The following is an 18,723-nucleotide window of genomic DNA, read 5'->3' as shown; positions in this document are numbered from 1 at the left end:
TCAATCGTTTCTTTGTTGAAAATCGGAAAAGGCGATGGAAATTGTAATGAATGAGAAAGCGAGAACAGGAAAAGAAAGCAGAGAACCACTTTGCGCAAACGAACGTGGCAGAAAGACAAGTCTTGACGAGGAACGGGGTGTTGCTGTGAGTGTTTGGAAAAGCGGGCTTTCATGCCGCCCCCTATCAAGGAAGTTGAGCGGCATAGTAACCGATTTTCTTTAATTGTTCAATGAGCTGGCGTTTTTCCGCCTCGTCAAGGGAAGCAAAGATGGTGTCGATCGCTTCCGCATGGCGGGGAAAGATGTCAGCCATCCAATCATGCCCTTTTTCTGTAAGGGAAACAAACGTCACACGCCGATCCGTTGGGCATGGCTTGCGGACAATCATCCCCTTTTTTTCAAGCTTATCAACGACATAGGTAATGCTGCTGCTAGCAATCAACACTTTTTCGCCAATTTTTTGGACAGGTTGTTCGCCTTTTGAATAAAGCAACTCTAGCACGGCAAATTCTGTTGGATTAAAACCGTGTTTTTTAATATCGGCAATCGCTTTTATGCGCACAGACTGAAGCGCTTTCGTCATCACCGTGAACAGCTTCAGCGAGTCTGTTTGGCTTTGGTTCAATGGATTCACCTCGAAATTAACCATCTCGAATTAGAAATTATAATAACGCAGCTCTTGGTAGCTGTCAATTACGGATTTTTGTAAATCTATGAGGAAATGTCTGCAATGAGCTGATATTTTTGAATAAAACATTTATACTGTAGTAAATGCACCATGGGCTTTCCCAAAAACTAATGGCATTCTGAAAGGATGACAGAAATGAGAAGCGTACTAACCGTAAAAGAACAACGTAATATTTTAAGAGAAGAATTGGGCAAGTGTATTAATAAGGTTAAAGAAATGAAAGTCGACGAACAAAGTTTTAAAAACATGAGCCAACATGAGCAGCAAGTGTACATTTACCTAGACCGGACGATGCAACGTTTGCGCACGCAAATCAATGCACTGGAATTCGTATTGAATGAAGATACGGAGTTGATCGACCCTTACGCTGACCGTGCAGCAGAGAAGTTGAACATTAACCGCGACAGCATCTTTAACGCTAAACCAGCTAAATCAGAAGAGGGCGACTACGAGCTAGATATGAGTAAATTGGAAAAGCATTAAAAGAAGGGGCGCCCTTCTTTTTTTGTTTTTGCTAGATTCATGTTAATGCTTTTTCATAAGCAAAAAACGGGTCTTTTTTATTCGGATAGTAAAATGTTCCGACTGGTTTATACCCGAGTTTGGCAAACAGCTTTTGCGCTTTCTTGTTTTTCGAGTATGTATCCATTTTCAAAGAAGTCAAGCCTTGCTCTCGGCACAATGATTCGGCGAACTGAACTAATTTTACAGCAACACCACTTTGGTGTGCAGCTGGGTCAACAACTAAACGATGAAACGTTCCGGCTGTTTCGTGTTTCGTTTGCCAGCTTAATTGGGACCCGTTAAATTCAACTGGAAAGCTTTGATCAATTGAAATGGAACCAACAATCCTCGCGTTTTCTAGATAAACATAAAGAGTGCCTTGTTCGATGTCTTCCTGAAAATGGGCAGCTGTAGGATAGGCGCTTGTCCATTGATCGCTGCCTTCTAAGTTCATTTGCTTGGTTGCATCGATGGCGATTTGCTCGATTTGTGGCAAATCGTTCAGTGTGCCTTGGCGAATCATTGCATCTCACTCCACTCTATTAGGGAATACGTCAAGCCTAAGGGAACAGGCTATGAAAAAGCGCTCTAAAAATACCATAGCTGTGTTGGAAAAGCAAGGCATCTAGTAGGCGTTTGCCAAGCTCTATTTTAATGTCATAGCTGATCTTAATGGAAACGTTGTACACGTTAATTTAATCATCGCCGGCCTTTGCCTAGTCTCCCCCAATTAAAATGCCCCAATCGCTCTTTCATTTTTCGATTTTGATAAAAGTGTCATCATGTAGTTGAACATTTGAATAAAGCTGGTCTACAATGAAATAGATAGAAGCTAAAACGAGGAGAGTTGGACAGCATGAGCGATTTGAAAAATTTGTCGACGGCGGAACTTGAGTTAAGAAAAGAAGAGTTGGAAAAGCAATACAACATGTACAAAATGGAAAACATACAGCTTGATATGTCAAGGGGAAAACCTGGGCCAGAACAGCTTGACCTTTCACATGGCCTCCTCCATGCTTTATCGGAAGTAGACGTGAAAGCTGACGACAATGGCGATATTCGCAATTATGGCCAACTGGATGGAATTCCCGAAGCAAAGGCGCTTTTTGGCGAGTTGCTTGGCGTACAAGCAAGCAACGTATTTGTCGGCGGCAATTCGAGCTTATCCCTCATGCATGACGCAGTCGCCCGGGCAATGTTGTTTGGGACAGGAGAGGGGCAGACGCCGTGGGGAAAGCTGCCGAAAGTGAAATTTTTATGCCCATCCCCTGGATATGACCGCCATTTTGCCATTTGTGAATTATTTAATATCGATATGATTGTCGTTCATATGACCGCCGAAGGGCCGGATATGGACCAAGTAGAGGCACTTGTGGCCAACGATGAAACGATTAAGGGCATTTGGTGCGTGCCTAAATATAGCAATCCTAGTGGAGTCACTTATTCAAATGAAACTGTTCAACGTCTAGCTGCATTGAAAACCAAAGCTGAAGATTTCCGCATTTTTTGGGACAATGCCTACGCGTTTCACCATTTGACAGACACACCAGATGAACTTGCCGATATTTTTGCTGCTTGTGCACAGGCTGGCTACCCTGATCGCGTTTATATGTTTGCATCCACATCGAAAGTGACGTTTCCTGGAGCAGGCATTTCTGCCTTCGTTAGCTCAGAAGCCAACCTTGCTTACGCTAAAAAGCAGCTGTCAGTGCAAACGATCGGATACGATAAAATCAACCAGCTTCGCCATGTTCGCTTTTTTGAGCAAATTGGCGGCGTTGGCGAACTTATGAAACAACATGCCCAACTGATCAAACCAAAATTTGATCAAGTCAACCGCACACTAACAGAGGAGTTGGGCGGAAAAGGCATTGCCGAGTGGTCCGAACCGCAAGGAGGCTATTTTATTAGCCTTGACACGCTAGATGGCTGTGCAAAGCGCGTTGTCTCTTTGGCAAGAGAAGCCGGTGTTATTTTGACAGGCGCTGGAGCAACATTCCCTTATGGAAAAGACCCGCGTGACCGCAACATTCGGATTGCACCAACATTTCCGTCTGTTGAAGAGTTGAAAAAAGCAATGGAAGTCGTGTCTGTCTGTGTAGAACTGGCTTCTGTGGAAAAGTTGTTAGCTGCATGAAAATTAGGAAGCTAAAAGCGGGCGAACCGTTGCCATGGACACTCTTGCTTTTGGCAGACCCGTCTGAAAAACTTGTCCAAGACTATTGCCGGCGTGGCACATGCTATGTAGCAGAGGATGAAGAAGGCACGATTATTGGCGAATATGTGTTAGTGCCGACCCGTCCAGATACGGTTGAACTTGTCAACGTCGCTGTAGAAGAGGCTCACCAAGGCAAAAAAATTGGGAAACAGCTTGTGTCTCATGCGGTTGCAACTGCCAAAAAAGCAGGGTATAAAACAATTGAAGTAGGGACAGGGAACTCAGGAGCGAGCCAATTAATGCTTTATCAAAAATGCGGGTTTCGCATCACTCATGTGGACCGTGATTTCTTTGTGCGTCATTACGAAGAGCCTATTGAAGAGAACGGTTTGCCATGTGTCGATATGATCCGCTTGTCGCAAGACTTATAGATGTAAAAAAGGCAGCGAATTTAGCTGCCTTTTTTGTGTTATCGACAAAGTCAATCGTATTATCAGACTAAAACGGGCGTTCTTCTTGTTGGTCGGTCAATAGCAATGGGCCGTCTTTTGTGATCGCGACCGTGTGCTCGTATTGGGCAGACAATGTGCCGTCAACTGTCCGCGCTGTCCAACCGTTAGCATCAAGCGTGCTGTTGTACTTGCCGATGTTTACCATCGGTTCGATCGTAATGACCATTCCTTCTCGTAAGCGCAGTCCTTTACCTTGAGCACCAAAATGGAGCACTTGTGGCGGCTCATGCAACGTTGGTCCGATTCCATGGCCAGTGAAGTCGCGGACAACGGAATAGCCTGCTTGCTCCACATGAGATTGGATCGCGTAACCGATGTCGCCTAGGCGGTTGCCTACGTGTGCTTGTTCAATCCCTTTGTAAAGGGCTTCATGGGTAATTTTCATCAAATCTGAAGCTTGTTTGGATACATTCCCCACCGCGTAAGTCCAAGCTGAATCGGCAAGGGCGCCATTAAGGTTAAAAACAGAGTCAATCGTGACAATATCCCCTTCATTTAAAGGCTGTTTTCGTGGGAACCCATGGCAAATTTCATCATTGATTGATGCGCACGTGGCGTATTTATAACCGTTATAGCCTTTTTGTTCCGGGGTTGCGCCGTGTTTTTTTAAGTAGGATTCAACGAAGTGGTCAATTTCTTCTGTTGTCACTCCAGGTTTGATCCGTTTCGCAATTTCTTTATGGCAGTCGGCTAGCAATTTCCCCGCTTCATGCATTAGCGCAATTTCACGCTTCGATTTAAGTGTTATCATCGTATCGCCTACTTTCTTTCTTAACATATGTGCTTATGGTTGGGCACGTTCTCAACATTAATGCATTCTTCACTAGTGTAACGCATTTTTGCAAAAGTAGGTAGCAGAGAGGGTGCTTTTGCCAATTTTGTGGGAACGAAAACGATGTTTGTAAATTCTTAAACGAGTTGTAAATGGCCTGTATGTTGCATACACGTAAGTGTAGCAGGCAACGAGTGTTGCCTGAAAGAAGAAGGGCGGGTTTCCCTAAACAATTGGTGTATAAATGCAGAAGACCTTATCCTTGCAAAGTTTAAATCTTTCTGGCTATTATGGATTGGAAAGAAAGGCGTATACAGCAATTGGCGCTAGAGGAGGTTATATCGATGGATGATCGTTTGTTTAAAGCGGCGATGGGAAAGTTCGCTACAGGCGTCACTGTTGTATTGACGAAGTGGGAAAATGACAACCATGGCATGACAGCAAATGCATTTATGTCTGTTTCCCTAGAGCCGAAGTTGATTGTCGTTTCAATTGCTAATAAAGCAAGAATGAAACCGATTATCGAACAATCCGGAAATTATTCGGTCAATATATTGGCCACAGGCCATGAAGACTTGTCTATGCATTTTGCAGGGCAAAAAGAGTTGGCCCATGTCGACTTTAGCGAGTTTGCAGGCATTCCCGCGATAAAAGGGGCGATTGCGACAATTGCCTGTGATGTTCACGATACTGTCGTGCAAGGTGACCACACGTTGTTTTTCGGCAAAGTGAGAGATGTGCTCGTTACGGACCGAGAGCCGCTTGTCTATTACGAAGGAAAGTATAAAAAAATCTAACGTACAAGCGGTAGCCGGGGGCTTGATGTGGAGTATAAATGGAAACGGCTCTCTTTTTAGCAGACTGGATGCACAGGATAAATGAAAAAATGGGAAAGGGTTTTGATTGAACAGTCAGAACCCTTTTTTTCTATTTTGTTTCCTGCTTCCTATCGTCAAAAAAGCCCGCCTCGTTCAATATGAAAGAAAAAGGAAAACAACAAAAAAAACAGTGGTACGAGCGTAATCGCAATGCCGGTAAGACGTGTAGATGGACGAAATTGGAGGGTGAAGCCGCACACCCATACAACAAATAACAACAAGTAGGCAGGAGCGAATTGACGGGCGCCTTCCACGTTTTCATTATGGGAGCTTAAATAAAGGGACGCGAGAAAAACTAAGATGCCGGCTACAGCGTTAAATGAGTGCCTCAAAATGGCCATAGAAACAGACAACCCCTTTCCTTACAACGTATGCAAACAGAAAGGGGAGAATGCCATTTAGTCGTTTCAGTTGTTTTCCAAAGCCAGTGCGTACGTTCGAGCGATTTGCTCTGAAACGGCTTCTAAGTAGGCAGCCCCATTGGCGATTGCGTCGGCCAATGGGATCGCGCCTGGGGCAAGAGAAAAGGCTGCGTCAATCCCGTGGTCGAAGATCGCTTCATAACCATCGCCTAGTTGCCCCGCTACAGCGATAACAGGGATTTGTTGCGCTTTGGCTGCTTTCGCCACGCCAATTGGTGTTTTGCCGTAAGGGGTTTGCGAATCGAGCCGCCCTTCTCCTGTCACGACCAGCTCTGAACCAGCAATACGCTTGTGAAAACCGGTTGCTTCTAAAACGAGCGTAACGCCAGACTCGATTCTTGGCTGGAAGAAGGCGAGCAATCCTGCTCCTAAACCACCTGCTGCGCCAGCGCCAGCAATGTGCTGAACGGATTGGCCGAGCTGTTGTTCAATGACGGCTGCATAATGAGAGAGCGCCCTTTCCATTTCTGCGATCATTTCCTCCGTAGCACCTTTTTGCGGGCCATAAACGGCTGAAGCTCCTTTTGGACCAAGCAGCGGATTATCGACATCACAGGCAATCTCAAGCGAAGCATCCGCAAGCAAGGGGTGCTTTGTTTCTGTACGAATACGAGCAAGCTTGCTAAGGGAGCTACAACCTTGTTGAAGCTCTTTCCCAGCGGCATCTTCGAGGCGGATGCCCAGTGCTTGTGCACAACCTGCGCCGCCATCATTTGTGGCGCTGCCGCCTAGGCCGAGAATAATCCGTTTGGCGCCCTGTTCCAGCGCGTCTTTTATTAACTCGCCTGTTCCAAACGTTGTTGTTTGCCGTGGGTCGCGTTTATCTTTTGGCACGAGATGCAAGCCAGACGCTGCCGCCATTTCAATGACTGCTACTTGCTCTTTTTTGGCGAAAGCGTAGGCTGCTTCGACTTGGTTGCCGAGGGGTCCTGTTACAGTAGCTGTACGAATTGTGGCGCCAAGTGCGTCGGCAAGTGATTGAACCGTTCCCTCTCCTCCGTCAGCCATAGGGATGCATTCGTAATTAGCATTGGGGAAAACTCGTTTAAATCCTGCTTTAATCGCTTGTGCCGCTTGAAGGGCGGTCAAGCTTTCTTTAAACGAATCAGGGGCAATTGAAATTTTTTGCATCGTGTTCTCCTTTCGTGAATGGAATCGTGGAAAATGCCCCTCGCTGTAGGGCTTTAGCGAGGGCACCGCTTTGAGATGCAATGGCGCCAAGTAGACCATGTGAAGGGGCATTACACTGTCAGCAACGTTCCACTTCACCGTTACGCTAGGCGCTGTTGCGTTCAATTCAATTTTTTGAAATCGGTTACAACAACAATTATAAAGCAACGCTGGCCTGTAAGCACTGTGGCGAAGCACAAAGGAAACGCGTCTACAAGAGTTTTCCTTGTTCTTGCATACAATTTAATTGGTACAGCACACAGGCGATATACAAATCAGTTAAATCACGAATCACTTTTGGGTTTTTTCCAGTCAGCGCCTTGATTTTATTTAAACGGTGGTGGACTGTATTGCTGTGTACAAATTGCTGATTGGCGATTTTCTTAATATCGCCATTGTGAATAAAGTACTGTTTGATCGTCTCCAGCAGTTCAGCAGATTGATTAGATGCGAGCAGTGGGGAGAGTAGCGCCAAAAAAGGTTGAATCGTTCCTGATTTTTTCCATTCAAATGCAAGGCCTTCAAGCATTGTTTCCTCAAAGTAGAGCAGACGCTTTTCAGAGAAGTCATCTTCTTTATAAAGAGACAGTGCTGCACTGGCTAAGTTGCATGAGGAAGCAACCGTGCCGAAGGAATGGGCGACTGGCCCTGACGTGGCGATTAGAATGCAGTTGTTTTTATGCAAGAACGATTCGAACCGTTTTTCTTCAGGCCGTGTTTCAAAAAAGAATGGTTCTCCTCGCTCTTCGTACTGGAAGAAATGGCCGAGTTCTTTCGGGAATGTTTGCCCATGCGCCTTTGACAACGCCCAGACGCGCAGCGGTAGGAAAAGGGAGTCAAGACCAGTTGCTTGTAGCCTTTCCGTAAAAGCACGCTCGTCGTCGACTTCGCCAACAACTAAGGCACGCAGTAACTGATAGGCAATTCGTTCGTTTTGCCGAAGCTGCTCACTTAAATAAGCTTGGTTGACTAACAATTCGGCCGCCATTTGTACGAGCTCAGCATATGGCGCCACCTCCAAGGGATTCCCCGTTATGCCGATGACGCCGACTGATTTTCCTTGAAAACGGATCGGCAAATTGATCCCAGGCTTTGTCCCTGGAGGGCAGTCGCCATTTGGGTTAATAGAGATCGATTTCCCTGTTCGCAAAACGTCGACCGCAATCGAATGAATGTTAAAAAGACGCTTTTTTTCACCGCTTGCAATCACGGCCCCTTCTGCATTCATGATGTTCACATTACAAGGAACGATGTCCATTGTCCGTGTGACAATTTCATTTGCCAGTTCATGTGTCAACATGTAGAAACCCCCTTATTGCTGGACAGACAAGGACTTTGCTTTAATGCGCTCAAACACAGTTTGAACATCTTCAGGCTTTAAAAACTCAATTGGCGATACATGTTTATCAAACTGGACTTGATCTGCCTCCACAAGCAGCACATAACGGTCGCCGAGTTTTGCTAAATGGACGGTTTCACCAAATTCAGCAATGGGCACTTTAATGTCTGTATCGCCGAGCTTCATTCGTGTCGAAGCATCAGGCGCATGTTCGGCGATTTGCGCAGACGCTTCCATCACTTCATGGGTAGAAAACTGTTCTTGCAGCTCTCTCGTTTCGCTCGAAGCCCAAAGCTCGATTTTTTCGGTGAAAGCGTTGCGTTCTTCTACAGAGTGGGCAAATGCTTCCTCTGCATGTTCTTCCATAATCGTTTGTACCTGTGTCCGCAAAATTTGCGGCATTGAATCTCCATATTCGACGTAAGGAAGAAAATCTTCGAAGTAGCGGGCGTGGGAAGACTGGTGGATTTTGACTTCCGCTTGTTCCACCATGCCTTCCTCAATCATATGTGGGTATTGAATTGATTTCATATTTTTCGTTGTAATAGCCCGTTCGACTTTTTTAATCAGTGTTTTGGAATCGGCAAGCGTGGCGACGTTTTCCTGAAAATCGCATTTGAGCACGAATAAAAATAAGTCACTGTAATACTTTTTGGGCACAGCTTTGCAAACTAAAAAGACGCCTCCGCGCACGGCGCTTGTCTGTAAATAGGTTTTGACAAAGGCTTCGCTTTCTTTTTGGAAAGCAGCAACTGAGTCGGCCGTTAAGGCACGTTGAAAGAGATTATAATTTGGATTAGAGCTTAAAGGATGGCCAGGCTCCGCGACAAAGCGACCGATTTTAGTCGGCGCTGCGTCTGAATTTGGATGGTGCTGTGCTTTTCGTTTGACGATTTTTTTTAGCTCCCCTTCTAAAAAGGCGGAAAGTGGGCTTTTTTCAAAAGCATCGGTGTCTAACGTTTGGTAATGGTTATATTGTTTTGTATCCGTCTCATGGTCGACTTGAACGGCATAAAAAGATAAATATTGAACGGTAAATTCCATATTGTACTCCTATTAAATCATCGTGATTGCTTTTGTTTAACAAACAGTATAGCATGGTGACTGTCAACGACCAAAAGAAATAGCAAACTATGGGCTTTTGTCAAATTGGTTGTGTGATATTAATGAAATCTGCTTGAATCAGCTACATCAAATATAGAATCGGTTATACTAGGTAAAAAGGAGCAAGAGGGGTGTGAAATGCGTTGAAGCAAGTCCTGTTTGCTGTAGGTGCGCTATGGTGTTTGGCAGGCTGCGGACAAAATGACGGCATCTCTTTTACAGAAGATGATGTTGTTCAAACGGAAGGGACGATTGTAGACGTCGAATTTGAGGGCGATTACCAAGCGAATGCAGACGCCAAAAGCGTTGGCGTTTCTGGGGAAAACGGCGAACCTGCACCAACGATCACTTCGTTTGATGTAGACGCAAATCCGCAAATGAATGTCCTTATAAATAGAAGAACGGAAATATATGTCAAACACTTAAATGATTATTTACGTGTCGACCAGTCCTTTCTAAAGCCCGAGCTAGAAGTAGAAGTGTATGGAGAACCAACAACGTCTCAACAGCCAGAAGAAACGAAAGCGACAAAAATTGTCATTTTAACAAAAGAATATTCCATTAAAGGAATTGTATCGAATGTCAATGAAGAGCAAAACACATTCTTTGTTTTAGGGGAAGACGGCCATTATGAATCTGGCACACGTTTTCATTACGACGTAGCAACGGAAGTACTAGAGCTTGTCGATGAGGATGAATATGAACCATTAAAATCACAAGACTTAGAGAGTGGCCTTGTCGTAGAAGTGGTGCCGAGAGGGAATGTAGAGGAAACCATACCACAGGAAGCAGATGCTGCCCGTGTCGTCGTTGTTGATGAGGATAAAGAAGAGTTAGAGAGCCTTGAGCAGGAAGCAGAAGAAGACGGATATGAGCAAACGGACGAGCAGGAATCAGGCTCTGCCGATACAGGGGATGAAGATGAGTGATAAATAAGAAACAGATTGGCATGTTCATTGCGGCTTTCTTTTTGTTGACGCTTGCAGCGTGCGGAGGAACCGACAGCAAGCAAGGACAAAATGAAGAAGGCGCACCGGACGTTGCTGTGGGAGAGACAGAGACACCCATTGTCTCAATGGAAATGGAAAATGGCGGCATTGTTAAATTAGAACTTTATCCAGAGATTGCCCCTAAAACAGTCAATAATTTTGTCGCGCTTGTGGAAGATGGTTTTTATGACGGCCTGACATTTCATCGGATTATACCAGGGTTTATGATTCAAGGTGGCGATCCAAATGGCGATGGCACAGGTGGTCCAGGTTATGAAATTAAAGGTGAGTTTTCGAATAATGGTATTGATAACCCCCTCTCCCATGAGCGTGGCGTCATTTCGATGGCAAGAACGCAAGAACCGGATTCAGCCGGCTCCCAGTTTTTTATTATGCATGAAGATGCTTTAGACCTTGATGGCGACTATGCTGCCTTCGGAAAGGTGATTGAAGGCATGGACGTAGTCGATGAGATCGCCGAACAAACAGAGACAGAAACAGGTGGTGCCCTAGAGGGCAGGCCAGTTGCCGGGCAAGAGCAAGTGATTAAGAAAATGACAGTTGAGCGCTAGAGAGTTCGACTGTCATTTCTGTACATTTTCCTATTAGTTAGCCAAATGTTTGCTTCTCGCTTTTCTGGGAATGGTTTTATTAAAACTCAAAAAGGGAGCTGGTTCACATGAAAGCAGTTGGGTTGTACCGCTATTTGCCGATTGATGACAAGGAAAGTTTAGTAGAAGAACAAGTACCAGACCCCGTGCCAAGCGGTCGCGATTTGCTAGTCGAAGTAAAGGCAGTGTCTGTCAATCCTGTTGATACGAAAGTAAGAGCTCCTAAAGACAAAACGGAGGAGGCGCTCCGCATTCTCGGTTTTGATGCTAGCGGAGTTGTAAAGGCTGTAGGCGAAGACTGTGTGCTATTTGATGTAGGCGATGAAGTTTATTACGCTGGCGATATTACGCGCCAAGGATCGAATGCCGAATTTCAACTGGTCGATGAACGAATTGTAGGCCCAAAGCCAAAATCGTTATCTTTTGCAGAAGCGGCAGCAATGCCTTTAACGTCTATAACCGCTTGGGAAGCATTGTTTGACCGCCTGCGGATTAGCGAAGGGGATGCAGGGAAATCGATTTTGCTGATTGGCGGAGCTGGAGGCGTTGGCTCCATTGCGATCCAATTAGCCGCTAAAGCGAACCTGAATGTCATTGCGACTGCTTCAAGGCAGGAAACGGCAGCATGGTGCAAAAGCATGGGCGCCCATCATTCGATCAACCATAAACAGGAATTGCTTCCTCAACTTCAAGAGCTTGGCTATAAAGATGTTGATTATATTTTCTGCATGGCTGACACGAATGAGCATTGGGATGGGATGGCTGCTTGCATCAAGCCTCAAGGCGCCATTTGTGCGATCGTCGAAAATAAACGGCCTCTTGATATGACCAAAATACGTTCGAAAAGCGTCACTTTTTCTTGGGAATTGATGTTTACCCGTCCTGTCTTCCAAACAGAAGATCAAATTGAACAGCATCGCTTGTTAGCCGACATAGCTGCTATGTTTGATCGTGGTGAATTAAAACAGACAATGACAAAAACGCTTTCACCGCTGAATGCCGAAACGCTTAAAGAAGGGCATCGACTGTTAGAAAAAGGAAACATGATTGGCAAGCTTGTGATCATAAACGAATGACCATACACTGGCCGTTATCCGTCCTTTGCCAAGAAGGGCGGTCTTTTTCGCTAAACCGTCCGAAAGGAAAGTTGTATAATAAGGCTGCACAATAAGAAAAGGAGCGATTTGATGACTGTTGTATTTGATTTGCATACCCACCACCATCGCTGTGGCCACGCCCTTGGGGAGATAGAAGATTACATACAGGCGGCGATTGCAAAAGGGATGGACTATATTGGCATTGCTGACCACTCGCCGTATTTTTACAGCGACGAAGACCAGCTGTATCCCGGCATTGCGATGGGGAAAAGCGAATTAGCTAACTACGTCGAGGAAGTGCTGGCGTTAAAGAAAAAGTACAAGCAGCAAATCCATGTCCTACTAGGAATGGAAAGCGACTTTTTTCCAGATCACCAGGACTTGTACAAACATGTCTATGGGAAATACCCTTTTGATTACATTATTGGTTCCGTCCATTATGTAAACGAGGTCAACATTTTTCGAAAAGGACGGTGGGAAGGGTTAAATCAGGCAGAGCGTGTCGAAGTGAAAGAGGCGTATTATCGACTGATTCAACAATCTGCCAAAAGCGGAATGTTTCAAGTGCTTGGCCATATTGATGCCATGAAAGGATTTTATCCAGCGTTCTCGGCAATTGAAACGCCCATTATTGAAGAAACACTTAAAGTGATTGCCGATGAACAGGTCGCAATTGAAGTCAATACGTCTGGAAAAACAAAAGATTGTGGTGGCTGGTATCCTTCCCATGAAATATTAGAGCGAGCCCACCATTACGGTGTGTCTGTGTCATTTGGGTCCGACGCTCACACGCCTGAGCGTGTTGCTGATGATTATCATGAAGTTCAGCGTATGCTAAAGGAGATTGGATTTAAAGAGATGGTTTTCTTTGTTGGGAAAGAGCGGAAATCGGTGATTTTATAAGCAAAAAGAGCCTAAAAGGTAGGCTCTTTGAGGTTGTCGACAAAGTCGACAACTGTTACTCAGACTGATAGAAAACGCTTGTCAGACGAGGAGTGCAGGCGAGGGAAGATGCGAATAGAACGTGGGTTCATGAGCATATGACCGAGACAAACGACGAAGTATGCGAGCGTTTGTCTACAGTCTGAAAGAGCCTAAAAGGTAGGCTCTTTTTTAATGGGCGTATAGCGAGCGGTGGAGGGAGTAGAGGGTAAACCCGGGAATGAGTGTAAAGTTTTATCTATTTGGATAATAAATCCATTAATCTATGCAATTGACCGTGTTTTAAAAATAGGGATAAAGGCTTGTTTTTTTCTTTCAGTTAAAAATTGAAGATGAGTTGGGAAAATAGAAAAAGGTATTGGCACAGTCTTTTCTGGAGTCTATAAATGGAAAAATGGTTCTATTTTCTCGCATAAATGCCGATTTCTTGAATGGACAAAAGCCCTATGAATTTTGTTGTTGTTTTCTGCATTTTCGATATAATTCGGTTATGCACGACAAAAAGATTCAGAAAGGGTGTTTTTATTTGAAGAAAGCGCGTACGTTAAGCGGCCGAAAAACGATGTACATGAGTGCGCTGTCCCTTTGTATGGCGGCAAGCTCTGTACCGGTTGCGCCCCAGTTGGCAATCGCTGAAAGGGCCGAGGCACAATCGCTCTTTTTAGCTGATGAGATTGATTTGGCCAGTAAAGAAGACGTTTCGGTTATTGTCGAGTTAGATGAACTTCCAGAACAAGTGGCCCTTGCTGTTTCGAAAGAGCTTGAAGACGATTTGACAGAGGAAGAAGCACGGGAAAATGTAGAAGAATCGCACGAGCAATTTAAAGAAACATTGGCGGATGTGCTAGATACGCCCGAGAGTGCTTCTTCTTATGTAGAACGGGAATATACGACCATTTTTAATGGAGTTTCTGTAAACTTGCCAGCTAACAAAGTGGAAGAGTTGCTTGAACGTGAAGGCGTAAAAGCAATTTATAGCAATGATGTGGTTGAGTTAATTAAGCCTGTGGAGGAAAAGGCCATTGATGAGCCTGTGGAAGCAATGATGGTGGACAGCATTCCTTTCCTCGGTGTTCATGAGCTCCATGAGCAAGGGCTGACAGGAGCAGGTGTAAAAGTCGGCGTTATTGATACAGGCATTGACTACGAACATCCTGATTTAAAAGCTGTATACAAAGGCGGTTATGACTTTGTTGACGATGATGACGACCCAATGGAAGCGACTTATGAGGACTGGCAAAACTCAGGAATGCCAGAATTTAATGCAAATGGAAACTCATACTATACGAGCCATGGCACACATGTCTCCGGTACAGTGGCAGGAACAGCAGAAAATGATTCAGAATATGCTGTCACTGGCGTCGCCCCTGAAGTCGATTTGTATGCCTATCGTGTCCTCGGCCCGTATGGCTCCGGAACAACGGCTGATGTCATTGCTGGCATTGAGCAATCCGTAATGGATGGCATGGATGTGATCAATCTATCACTCGGAAACAATGCCAACGATCCAATAGCACCGACGAGCATAGCAACAAACAATGCTACCTTGGCTGGAGTGACGGTTGTGACATCAGCTGGAAACAATGGCCGTAATGGGCTCGGCACAGTAGGCGCTCCTGGGGCAGCAGCATTGCCTATTTCTGTAGGGGCAAGCAATGTTTCTCTTACGATCCCTGAATTTTCGAGTACGTATCAATTAGGAGAGGAAGAGCTGACAGGCGACCTCCGTGTCATTGCCGAATCGTTTACAGGCAACCTAGAGGATTTCAGCAACCAAACGCTTGAGCTAGTTGATGCCGGGCTTGGTACCGTTGCAGAATTTGAACAAGTAGACGTAAGCGGAAAAGTCGCTTTTGTAATTCGTGGCGAACTTGCATTTGTTGATAAAATTGCAAACGCTAAAGCAGCAGGAGCAGAGGCAATCATTATTTATAACAATCTTCCAGGGGATGGCCATAATCCGATCTATGCTGGTGCGGGCCACAACTATGTCCCTAGTTTTTCTTTAACTTATGAGGACGGAGAGGCGATCGCTTCATTATTGGAAGACGGGGCAACAGTAACATTTGGCGAAATGAGTGGAAGCGTGACGACCGGTGATTTGCTAGCCGATTTTAGTTCACGGGGGCCGGTCAACTACACAGCGGCAATTAAACCGGAAGTTGTTGCCCCTGGGGTCGATGTCCATTCTACCGTACCAAGCTATATGGCAGGACCGGAGTTCACTGGCGATTATGAGTTTGCTTATCGACGCTCTTCAGGTACGTCGATGGCCTCCCCTCACGTGGCCGGGGTTGCGGCACTCATGATTCAAGCCAATCCAGAACAGACACCTGCGGACATCAAAACCAAATTAATGAATACGGCTGTACCAATGACAGAGGAATACAATGTGTTTGAAATAGGGGCCGGTCGAATCAACCCGGTTGCTGCGATTGAATCAACAGTCATGATCCAGGCATCAATTGACAGTTACCATGTAGAGGATGACCTTTTGGCCTTAATTCAAGACAAAACAGGTGGATTAAGCTTTGGTTTCGTTAGTACGGATGCAGGCAATATCCGGGAACGTCACAGCCTACGCTTGACAAATAGCGGTACTGAAGCAAAGACATTCAATGTACATGCATCCTTCCACACTGCCAATGGAACGCTTCCTGCCGGAGAGAATGGCCTTACTCTGCAAACCAATTCAACGATTACGGTGCCAGCAGGCGAGACAGTCGAGAACAATGCCTTTCTCATTGCACCGAAAACGGCAGCAGAAGGGTTGTACGGAGGGTATATGACGTTGACAAACGTCGCTGACCAAAGTGAAGTATATCGAATTCCGTTTGGCACGTATGTTTCAGAAGAAGCATTGGTTGCGCAACCAATTGGCACGCCTGTCTATGCTTTCGATTTTGCATCTTAATAAAGAAGGGGGGATCCCCTTTTTTTGAGGAAGCTGGTTTATTTATGGTCAACATGTGGATAACAATCGGAAAATTGGCGATTACCGGGATTGCATCGTTTTTGTTCTTCCTCGTTCTCTTTTTTGTCCTTCAAGGAAAGGGCAGTGACGGCAGAGGACCTGAGCTGTTTGGCTGGACAAGCTATACCATCTTGTCCAACAGCATGGAGCCGACATTTTCCGCCGGAGATGTGGTCATCATGAAAAAGAATGAGGAGCCTAGCATTGGCGATGTTGTAACGTTTATGGCTCCTGAACGGCGCTTGTTCACACACCGGATTATTGAGAAGTTTGAAAGCAATGGAAAGACGTATTATAAGACGCAAGGCGATAACAACAACGTTGTAGACGAAGACCCAATCGTAAAAGAACAAATTGTCGGCACCCATATGTTCACCATTCCTAAAGTGGGTTTAGTTGCTGAAAAAATCAATCAACCAATTGGTTATGGTTTGTTGATTGTCGTGCCGATTGCTGGGTATTTGCTGTTATCGTTCTACGAAACCATCCAAAAAAAACGTAAGGAGGCTTCTTGATGAAAAAGGTAAAATCATTGAAATTAGCCATGATCGCTACAGCTTTTGTAGGAGCGTTAGTTATTGTTCTCGGCTCAGGAGGGTCGTTTTCATGGTTTACAGGGGAAACGTCTGCTACTGGGGAAATTAAAAATGGAACGCTGGAAATTAACCATGGCGAGGACATTGACGGCAACATCGTCCAAGCGGAAAGTTTTGCTCCTTCACAGCTAATTTTTGGCGATTGGCTCTCAATTGAAAATACAGGCACCCTCGACACTCATTTGCAAGCAACCTATGACCACTCTGTCGACTTGAATGTACCCATCGATGCGTATAAAGTTGGCTACATTGCGATTAAGTATACAACAACGCCAGGCAGGGATGTGTATGAAGATGCACAATATAAGTTAGACCAATTGTTTAATGGCATTACTAATGAAGTTCAGTCTTTTTCACATACGGCCGAGGCAAATGGCGTTGAAGTTGTAGCTGTCTTAATTGATGAACAAGCTTATGACGAAAATGCTGATCAGTTTGTGCTTGGCGATGGCAGCTTGCAAGGACCTGACAACGAATTTTGGCAATTGGATGAAGGCCAATACATTGATCTTAATTTTGGCGTGAAATTAGACGAGAATGCAGGCAATGAATACCAAGGAGCTGTTTATACTGCTTCACTTGAAGTATTAGCCAAGCAAACAGACCAAGGCGCGAAATAATTTAGTCAGTGGAGGTTGTCGGCATTTGCCGACAACCTATTTTTTGTTGTCTACTAACTTAGACTGGTTGATAAAGGTAGCAGCCTTGTTCATGGCTGTTGACTAAGCCAGCAGCTTCCATAAAAGACTGGCAAGTGGTTGGCCCAACAAAGGCCATACCAGCAGATTTTAACGCTTTGCTGAGCGCTATAGCTTGTTCGGAAAGGTTGTCCTGTTTATTTGGAGCAAAGGACCAGATAAAACGGGCAAAGGAGCCATGCTCGTTTGCAAGTTTACGAGCTACAGCCGCATTTGTAAGAACGGCACGGATTTTTCCTTCATGGCGAATGATCGCTTTCATTTCTTTTAAGCGCGCCACATCTTCTTCTGTAAAACGGGCCAATGACTCCCAGTTAAAGCTAGCGAATGCTGTTCGGAGCGCATCTCGTTTTTTTAAGACAGTTAGCCAGCTTAATCCTGATTGCATTAGCTCTAACATAAGCATTTCAAATAGCTGTTGGTCGTCATAAGTAGGGCGCCCCCATTCGCTATCATGGTAGTGCTCGTAGAGGGGGCTGTCACTTACCCAACCACAACGCTTTGGCATAGGAACCTCCTCGTTTGAACGATTAAGCCGGAGCAGCTGTTAATAAGCAACCGGCCATTTTTCTTTTACATAAGCCATTTCCCAGAAACTATATTCTAATTGACAGCTTTTTAAAAAATGGTCTTGCATCCGTTCTTTTTCTTGTTCGGTAGCATGTGCCGCAAGCTCGTCGAGGCGCTTACAAAATTGTTTCGTTACACCCATTTCTCCGTTTGAGCGGTAAAAGGAAATCCAGTCGAAAAATGGATGGTTCGCTTTTGGCTGAAACGTTTCGTACAAATAGTCGCCGATCGCTTGGTATGTCCACGGGCAAGGCAGAAGCACAGCCAATATTTCGGCGAGAGAACCACGGTGGGCAACATCAAGCATGTGGCGTGTATAGTGGTGGGCAGTCGGGGCGAGAGGCTCATATTGCAAATCTTCATAGCGGACGCCTGCCACCTCGCAAAAATTATGGTGGGGGTGTGTTTCACTATGCAAAATAAAGCCGATTTGTTCCGCGAACATCGCGATATCTTCGCGGTTATCGCACCGGCTAATAGCAATGCCGTATATTTGCATAAACGTATTTAAGTATTCAAAATCTTGTTTGACATAGTGAATAAGGGAATCTGCGGGCAACGAGCCTTTGCCAATACCTTGTACAAACGGATGGCTAAAAATGGCTTTGTAAATCGGGTCGGCGGTTTTGCGAAGTTCGGCAGTAAAACTCATAAAAATCGTCTCCTCCTTTTTTTCCACAAAGGGATGCCTGCCGCAAA

General features: G+C 45.2%; 20 protein-coding genes. 11 read left to right on the top strand and 9 right to left on the bottom strand.

Annotated elements, in window-relative coordinates; all coding sequences use genetic code 11:
• Window positions 1–184: 184 nt before the first annotated feature.
• On the bottom strand, window positions 185–649 hold the full coding sequence (locus BC8716_RS02675; protein ID WP_157730337.1) for a MarR family winged helix-turn-helix transcriptional regulator: 465 nt from the start codon (window positions 647–649) through the stop codon (window positions 185–187).
• Between the two features lie 174 nt (window positions 650–823).
• On the opposite strand from BC8716_RS02675, the gene BC8716_RS02670 reads away from it, so the two are divergent.
• Entirely contained in the window at window positions 824–1,171 is a 348-nt protein-coding gene (locus BC8716_RS02670; RefSeq protein ID WP_094423813.1) for a hypothetical protein, read from the top strand.
• A 37-nt stretch (window positions 1,172–1,208) separates the two neighbouring features.
• Here BC8716_RS02670 and BC8716_RS02665 read toward each other — a convergent pair whose 3' ends face one another.
• Entirely contained in the window at window positions 1,209–1,715 is a 507-nt protein-coding gene (locus tag BC8716_RS02665; protein WP_094423812.1) for a GNAT family N-acetyltransferase, read from the bottom strand.
• Between the two features lie 333 nt (window positions 1,716–2,048).
• On the opposite strand from BC8716_RS02665, the gene BC8716_RS02660 reads away from it, so the two are divergent.
• Window positions 2,049–3,329: an aspartate aminotransferase type Ic gene (locus BC8716_RS02660; RefSeq protein ID WP_094423811.1), complete on the top strand. Its 1,281-nt coding sequence runs from the start codon at window positions 2,049–2,051 to the stop codon at window positions 3,327–3,329.
• A complete protein-coding gene (locus BC8716_RS02655) occupies window positions 3,326–3,781 on the top strand; it encodes a GNAT family N-acetyltransferase (protein ID WP_094423810.1) in 456 nt (151 codons plus the stop codon). Before BC8716_RS02660 ends, BC8716_RS02655 begins: the two co-directional genes overlap by 4 nt.
• Before the next feature lie 67 nt (window positions 3,782–3,848).
• Here the strand turns inward: BC8716_RS02655 and map are convergent, their stop codons facing one another.
• Window positions 3,849–4,613: a type I methionyl aminopeptidase gene (gene map / locus BC8716_RS02650; protein ID WP_094423809.1), complete on the bottom strand. Its 765-nt coding sequence runs from the start codon at window positions 4,611–4,613 to the stop codon at window positions 3,849–3,851.
• 365 nt (window positions 4,614–4,978) lie between these two features.
• Here map and BC8716_RS02645 point away from each other — a divergent pair, with 365 nt between their 5' ends.
• Window positions 4,979–5,431, top strand: coding sequence for a flavin reductase family protein (locus tag BC8716_RS02645; RefSeq protein ID WP_062748051.1), 453 nt, complete (start codon window positions 4,979–4,981; stop codon window positions 5,429–5,431).
• Between the two features lie 155 nt (window positions 5,432–5,586).
• Here the strand turns inward: BC8716_RS02645 and BC8716_RS02640 are convergent, their stop codons facing one another.
• From BC8716_RS02640 to BC8716_RS02625, 4 genes are all read right to left on the bottom strand, one after another.
• The gene (locus BC8716_RS02640; protein ID WP_094423808.1) at window positions 5,587–5,853 is read right to left on the bottom strand and encodes a hypothetical protein; all 267 of its coding nucleotides are present in this window, start codon (window positions 5,851–5,853) and stop codon (window positions 5,587–5,589) included.
• A gap of 66 nt (window positions 5,854–5,919) precedes the next feature.
• The gene (locus tag BC8716_RS02635; RefSeq protein ID WP_094423807.1) at window positions 5,920–7,065 is read right to left on the bottom strand and encodes a glycerate kinase family protein; all 1,146 of its coding nucleotides are present in this window, start codon (window positions 7,063–7,065) and stop codon (window positions 5,920–5,922) included.
• A gap of 250 nt (window positions 7,066–7,315) precedes the next feature.
• On the bottom strand, window positions 7,316–8,404 hold the full coding sequence (locus tag BC8716_RS02630) for a CdaR family transcriptional regulator (protein WP_094423806.1): 1,089 nt from the start codon (window positions 8,402–8,404) through the stop codon (window positions 7,316–7,318).
• Window positions 8,405–8,416: 12 nt separating this feature from the next.
• Window positions 8,417–9,487 carry a DUF3900 domain-containing protein gene (locus BC8716_RS02625; RefSeq protein ID WP_094423805.1) on the bottom strand — a complete coding sequence of 357 codons (1,071 nt, stop codon included), beginning with the start codon at window positions 9,485–9,487 and terminating at the stop codon, window positions 8,417–8,419.
• Window positions 9,488–9,690: 203 nt separating this feature from the next.
• Here BC8716_RS02625 and BC8716_RS02620 point away from each other — a divergent pair, with 203 nt between their 5' ends.
• The 7 genes from BC8716_RS02620 (at window position 9,691) to BC8716_RS02590 (ending at window position 17,376) form a co-directional block, all read left to right on the top strand.
• On the top strand, window positions 9,691–10,476 hold the full coding sequence (locus tag BC8716_RS02620; protein WP_094423804.1) for a hypothetical protein: 786 nt from the start codon (window positions 9,691–9,693) through the stop codon (window positions 10,474–10,476).
• The gene (locus BC8716_RS02615) at window positions 10,473–11,108 is read left to right on the top strand and encodes a peptidylprolyl isomerase (protein ID WP_094423803.1); all 636 of its coding nucleotides are present in this window, start codon (window positions 10,473–10,475) and stop codon (window positions 11,106–11,108) included. Before BC8716_RS02620 ends, BC8716_RS02615 begins: the two co-directional genes overlap by 4 nt.
• Window positions 11,109–11,215: 107 nt before the next feature.
• On the top strand, window positions 11,216–12,223 hold the full coding sequence (locus BC8716_RS02610) for a zinc-binding alcohol dehydrogenase family protein (protein ID WP_094423802.1): 1,008 nt from the start codon (window positions 11,216–11,218) through the stop codon (window positions 12,221–12,223).
• A 111-nt stretch (window positions 12,224–12,334) separates the two neighbouring features.
• Entirely contained in the window at window positions 12,335–13,147 is an 813-nt protein-coding gene (locus BC8716_RS02605) for a histidinol-phosphatase (RefSeq protein ID WP_094423801.1), read from the top strand.
• Window positions 13,148–13,712: 565 nt separating this feature from the next.
• A complete protein-coding gene (locus BC8716_RS02600; protein WP_169715899.1) occupies window positions 13,713–16,100 on the top strand; it encodes a S8 family serine peptidase in 2,388 nt (795 codons plus the stop codon).
• A gap of 44 nt (window positions 16,101–16,144) precedes the next feature.
• On the top strand, window positions 16,145–16,675 hold the full coding sequence (locus tag BC8716_RS02595; protein ID WP_094423799.1) for a signal peptidase I: 531 nt from the start codon (window positions 16,145–16,147) through the stop codon (window positions 16,673–16,675).
• Window positions 16,675–17,376 (top strand): TasA family protein, encoded by a 702-nt coding sequence (locus BC8716_RS02590; RefSeq protein ID WP_094423798.1) that lies wholly within the window; start codon window positions 16,675–16,677, stop codon window positions 17,374–17,376. The genes BC8716_RS02595 and BC8716_RS02590 overlap by 1 nt, the downstream gene beginning before the upstream one ends.
• Window positions 17,377–17,434: 58 nt before the next feature.
• On the opposite strand, the gene BC8716_RS02585 is transcribed toward BC8716_RS02590, so the two are convergent.
• Together BC8716_RS02585 and tenA are read right to left on the bottom strand one after the other, a co-directional pair.
• Entirely contained in the window at window positions 17,435–17,962 is a 528-nt protein-coding gene (locus tag BC8716_RS02585; protein ID WP_094423797.1) for a DNA-3-methyladenine glycosylase I, read from the bottom strand.
• A 39-nt stretch (window positions 17,963–18,001) separates the two neighbouring features.
• Complete coding sequence (gene tenA / locus BC8716_RS02580) at window positions 18,002–18,676, bottom strand: thiaminase II (RefSeq protein ID WP_094423796.1); 675 nt, start codon at window positions 18,674–18,676, stop codon at window positions 18,002–18,004.
• Window positions 18,677–18,723 lie beyond the last annotated feature (47 nt).

It is taken from the genome of Shouchella clausii (assembly GCF_002250115.1).
GTDB lineage: Bacteria > Bacillota > Bacilli > Bacillales > Bacillaceae_D > Shouchella > Shouchella clausii.
Note: the sequence above shows the minus strand (reverse complement) of the source record. Positions and strands in the feature narration are given on the sequence as shown.

Coding starts and splice junctions, on each gene's coding strand:
- BC8716_RS02605 (WP_094423801.1), top strand. CDS start 12,335: ATGACTGTTGTATTTGATTTGCATACCCACCACCATCGCTGTGGCCAC.
- map (WP_094423809.1), bottom strand. CDS start 4,613: ATGATAACACTTAAATCGAAGCGTGAAATTGCGCTAATGCATGAAGCG.
- BC8716_RS02670 (WP_094423813.1), top strand. CDS start 824: ATGAGAAGCGTACTAACCGTAAAAGAACAACGTAATATTTTAAGAGAA.
- BC8716_RS02640 (WP_094423808.1), bottom strand. CDS start 5,853: ATGGCCATTTTGAGGCACTCATTTAACGCTGTAGCCGGCATCTTAGTT.
- BC8716_RS02630 (WP_094423806.1), bottom strand. CDS start 8,404: ATGTTGACACATGAACTGGCAAATGAAATTGTCACACGGACAATGGAC.
- BC8716_RS02660 (WP_094423811.1), top strand. CDS start 2,049: ATGAGCGATTTGAAAAATTTGTCGACGGCGGAACTTGAGTTAAGAAAA.
- BC8716_RS02585 (WP_094423797.1), bottom strand. CDS start 17,962: ATGCCAAAGCGTTGTGGTTGGGTAAGTGACAGCCCCCTCTACGAGCAC.
- BC8716_RS02645 (WP_062748051.1), top strand. CDS start 4,979: ATGGATGATCGTTTGTTTAAAGCGGCGATGGGAAAGTTCGCTACAGGC.
- BC8716_RS02635 (WP_094423807.1), bottom strand. CDS start 7,065: ATGCAAAAAATTTCAATTGCCCCTGATTCGTTTAAAGAAAGCTTGACC.
- BC8716_RS02655 (WP_094423810.1), top strand. CDS start 3,326: ATGAAAATTAGGAAGCTAAAAGCGGGCGAACCGTTGCCATGGACACTC.
- BC8716_RS02675 (WP_157730337.1), bottom strand. CDS start 649: ATGGTTAATTTCGAGGTGAATCCATTGAACCAAAGCCAAACAGACTCG.
- BC8716_RS02625 (WP_094423805.1), bottom strand. CDS start 9,487: ATGGAATTTACCGTTCAATATTTATCTTTTTATGCCGTTCAAGTCGAC.
- BC8716_RS02665 (WP_094423812.1), bottom strand. CDS start 1,715: ATGATTCGCCAAGGCACACTGAACGATTTGCCACAAATCGAGCAAATC.
- tenA (WP_094423796.1), bottom strand. CDS start 18,676: ATGAGTTTTACTGCCGAACTTCGCAAAACCGCCGACCCGATTTACAAA.
- BC8716_RS02610 (WP_094423802.1), top strand. CDS start 11,216: ATGAAAGCAGTTGGGTTGTACCGCTATTTGCCGATTGATGACAAGGAA.
- BC8716_RS02590 (WP_094423798.1), top strand. CDS start 16,675: ATGAAAAAGGTAAAATCATTGAAATTAGCCATGATCGCTACAGCTTTT.
- BC8716_RS02595 (WP_094423799.1), top strand. CDS start 16,145: ATGGTCAACATGTGGATAACAATCGGAAAATTGGCGATTACCGGGATT.